Here is a 3,477-nt window from a genome sequence, read left to right as displayed (position 1 = left end):
GCGAGACGGGACTCGAACCCGCGACCCCCACCTTGGCAAGGTGGTGCTCCACCAACTGAGCCACTCGCGCATATCTGTTGTTTCCTCAACAACAAGATGTATTCTATAGGATAAAATCCTATAAGTCAATACAGTTTTTTAAAGTTGCAAAGCTTACTTTTTATCGGTTGATTTTCAGAAAATTCAAATATCTATTATTCTGCTTTTCAAATCTCTATATGCTATACTCAATTGTAAAGTATCTAGATAAAAAGGCGGTTTAAATATGAACTTAGAAAATAAAAATGGTGTTTCCTTTCTTACATTTGATTCTTTCAAGAAAGCCGGTGTTAAGCACGGTTTTTCCACTCGCAGCGGAGGTGTAAGTGAAGGTGTATTTGATTCATTAAATTTAGGTTTTAATCGAGGCGATTCCGATGAAAACGTGCGTGAAAACTATCATCGTATCGCAAATGCGTTAGATATGAATTATGACCGTATGTGCCTGTCAAAGCAGACTCATACAACTAATGTAATTGTAGTTGATGAAAAGGATGCAGGAAATGGACTTACAAAACCACTCCCTTACGATGATGTAGACGGACTCATTACAAATGTAAAAGATATGCCACTTGTGACATTCTACGCTGATTGTGTTCCTTTGTTTTTCTACGATCCTGTAAAAGAAGTGGTCGCACTTTCTCACTCAGGATGGCGTGGAACAGTTGGTAAAATCGGCAAGGTCACCATCGAAAAAATGTGTAAAGAATTTGGCTGTGATAAAAACGATATCCTATGCGGAATCGCACCAAGCATTTGCAAAGATTGCTATGAAGTTAGCGCAGATGTTGCCAATGAATTTATAAAAGCTTTTGGTGAGGAGCATAAGTCCGAATTACTCCGCCCATCTACTTTTAATCCAGATGATAAAGATAAATACATGCTAGATTTGTGGGCTGCATGCCGCCTCGTTTTCCTTGAGGCAGGCATTCCTGAAGACCACATCGAAACCACAAATTACTGCACACGCTGCAATCCTAAGCTTTTTTATTCCCATAGAATCATGGGTGCAAATAGAGGTAGCCTAGCTGCTTTTATTTCTCTTTAGTCTTTCTTTTTTATTAAACTGTAATAATCTCATCTTTTTTACGGCTATATAAGTGTAAGGCGCTTACAAATGAATAAAAAGGGGGACACACATGAAAGACGAGGAAATAATCGAGCTTTATTTCAAACGTAACGAACGAGCCATTGAAGAGACGGACGTCAAATATGGCAATTACCTTGAATCAATCGCAAACAATATTCTTAATGATGATTTAGATGTTGAAGAATGTTTAAATGATACCTATTTAAAAACTTGGGATAAAATCCCACCTACAAGGCCCAAAGTCTTCAAAGCTTTTTTAGCTAAAATTGCAAGAGAACTTGCTTTTGATAAATACAGATCAAGTCGAAGCAAAAAGCGTGGAAATGGTACCATGCATGAGATTCTTGATGAACTGGAAGAATGTATTCCAGCTTCAAATGGCGTAGAGCAATCCATTTTAGGACAGGAACTTGAAAATATAATAGCAGATTATGTCAGATCCCTTCCTGAAAGGGAAGCGTTTATCTTTCTTAGCAGATACTTTTATGCCGATGATATTACTGCCATATCAAAAAAATATGGTATATCAAAGAACAATGTATCTGTAATGCTTAGCAGATTGAGAGCAAAGCTCAGAACACGTTTGGTAAAGGAGGGATATTTGGCATCATGAAAAAAGAAAATTTATTTTTAGCATTTAACGGCGTAGATGATATTTTAATTACTCAGTGTGCAAGATATCAGTCCGGTAAAAAGATTGTAAAATTTAATAAACGGTTGTCAGTGGCAGCTTGCATATGCTTAATACTCATAACTACCATCACTGCTACGGCAGCAATACGTCATTTCTGGGGTCATGGACTCAGTAGCTATTTTAATGCCACCGACGAACAGCAACAAACTCTTACAGAACAAGGACAGGCAATAGTATTTTCTGAAGAAGACGATTATTCAAAATATGCCATCACTGACAATGGTATCACGCTTACTCCAGTAGCAATTGTTGCCGATGATAATAAGATTAGTCTTACATTGCAATACTCAGGCGTTGAGATAAACGAAGACTGTGATCCAGACATCAACGTTGATGATATTTATATACAAGGCTACGAAGGGGACAGCTTTGGATACGGCATGGGAATCAGAGATGATGAATTTATTTTTAATATCGATGGAACAGATTCAATCGATTCTGAATTGTCCCTAACAGGCAAAACCTTACACTTAGAATTAAGCGATTTTTCTATTGTGAATAGCGATTTCTCAGAAAATAGTTTGGGTGGTACCTGGGTATTTGATTTGCCTATTCCAGAAGTAAGTAATGCTCTTGTAATTGATTTAAACAACTTTATCCCTGAGTTTAATTGTGGGGCTACTTCATTTAAAATCAGTCCTATTTCTGCGGAGATTCGCTACACTATAACTGACGATGTAAAAGATAGCTGGTTTGCTACTCCAATGGATAAACCTCGCGTACCTTATATTACAAGTTTAACCCTAGATGACGGTACAGTAATTGATTGCAGGGAATGCGATAATCTAAATAGCATTGATGGAGATAATAACACAGCTATTTTTTCTTTGGAATTCAATAACATAATAGAGCCTAGCACTGTAAAATCAATTGAATTAGAAGATATTAACGGAAATACTGCTAGTATTTCTCTTCATTAGCACCAAATACATTGATTTCCAGAGTGATTGTGATACAATTCAATTGATTGCAACCTGATATTAATTATAGACACTTTCACTAGGAGGATTATTATGGAATTCCAACAGGTTATTGACGCTAGACAGAGCGTTAGATCATTCAACGGTAAGCAGGTTTCTGAGGAAATCCTACGCGAGATGGTATCAGCTGCATCAGCTGCACCTTCTTGGAAGAACACTCAGACATCTCGATACTACTGCATTTCTACTCCAGAGCAAGTAAGCAAATTCAGAGAGACTGTTTTACCTGATTTTAATCAGAACAGCACAAAAGATGCTACAGCATACATTGTTACAACATTCCAAAAGAACGTCTCTGGATTTAACAGAGCTACAGGTGAGGCCGACAACGAAGTTGGAAACGGCTGGGGCGCTTATGATCTTGGTTTGCACGACATGTTGCTCTGCGCAAAAGCTGTTGAGCTTGGTGTAGGCACACTTATCATGGGCTTAAGAGATGCAAATGTTGTTGCAGATTTCTGTGGCATTCCAGAGGACGAGCAGGTCATGAGCATCATTGCTGTTGGTTATAGATCAGAATCTGTTACTAAGAAGCCACCTCGCAAGAATGTTGAAGATATTGCGAAGTTCATATAGTAAAAAAAATGAGGTCACCCATTTGGATGACCTCATTTTTTATATTAAAAGAGCGCGAGACGGGACTCGAACCCGCGACCCCCACCTTGGCAAGGTGG

4 protein-coding genes are annotated in these 3,477 nt (G+C 38.2%); all 4 read left to right on the top strand.

Going from position 1 to position 3,477, the window contains the following annotated elements; translation table 11 throughout:
• The first annotated feature begins 265 nt into the window (after positions 1-265).
• The gene (gene pgeF, locus BMY66_RS13600; RefSeq protein WP_090395511.1) at positions 266-1,087 is read left to right on the top strand and encodes a peptidoglycan editing factor PgeF; all 822 of its coding nucleotides are present in this window, start codon (positions 266-268) and stop codon (positions 1,085-1,087) included.
• A gap of 91 nt (positions 1,088-1,178) precedes the next feature.
• Entirely contained in the window at positions 1,179-1,742 is a 564-nt protein-coding gene (locus BMY66_RS13595; RefSeq protein ID WP_090395510.1) for an RNA polymerase sigma factor, read from the top strand.
• Entirely contained in the window at positions 1,739-2,743 is a 1,005-nt protein-coding gene (locus tag BMY66_RS13590; RefSeq protein WP_090395509.1) for a DUF4179 domain-containing protein, read from the top strand. The genes BMY66_RS13595 and BMY66_RS13590 overlap by 4 nt, the downstream gene beginning before the upstream one ends.
• 93 nt (positions 2,744-2,836) lie before the next feature.
• Complete coding sequence (locus BMY66_RS13585) at positions 2,837-3,379, top strand: nitroreductase family protein (RefSeq protein WP_044935808.1); 543 nt, start codon at positions 2,837-2,839, stop codon at positions 3,377-3,379.
• Positions 3,380-3,477 lie beyond the last annotated feature (98 nt).

The organism is Pseudobutyrivibrio sp. C4 (assembly GCF_900111635.1).
In the GTDB taxonomy this organism is placed as follows: domain Bacteria; phylum Bacillota; class Clostridia; order Lachnospirales; family Lachnospiraceae; genus Pseudobutyrivibrio; species Pseudobutyrivibrio ruminis.
Note: the sequence above shows the minus strand (reverse complement) of the source record. Positions and strands in the feature narration are given on the sequence as shown.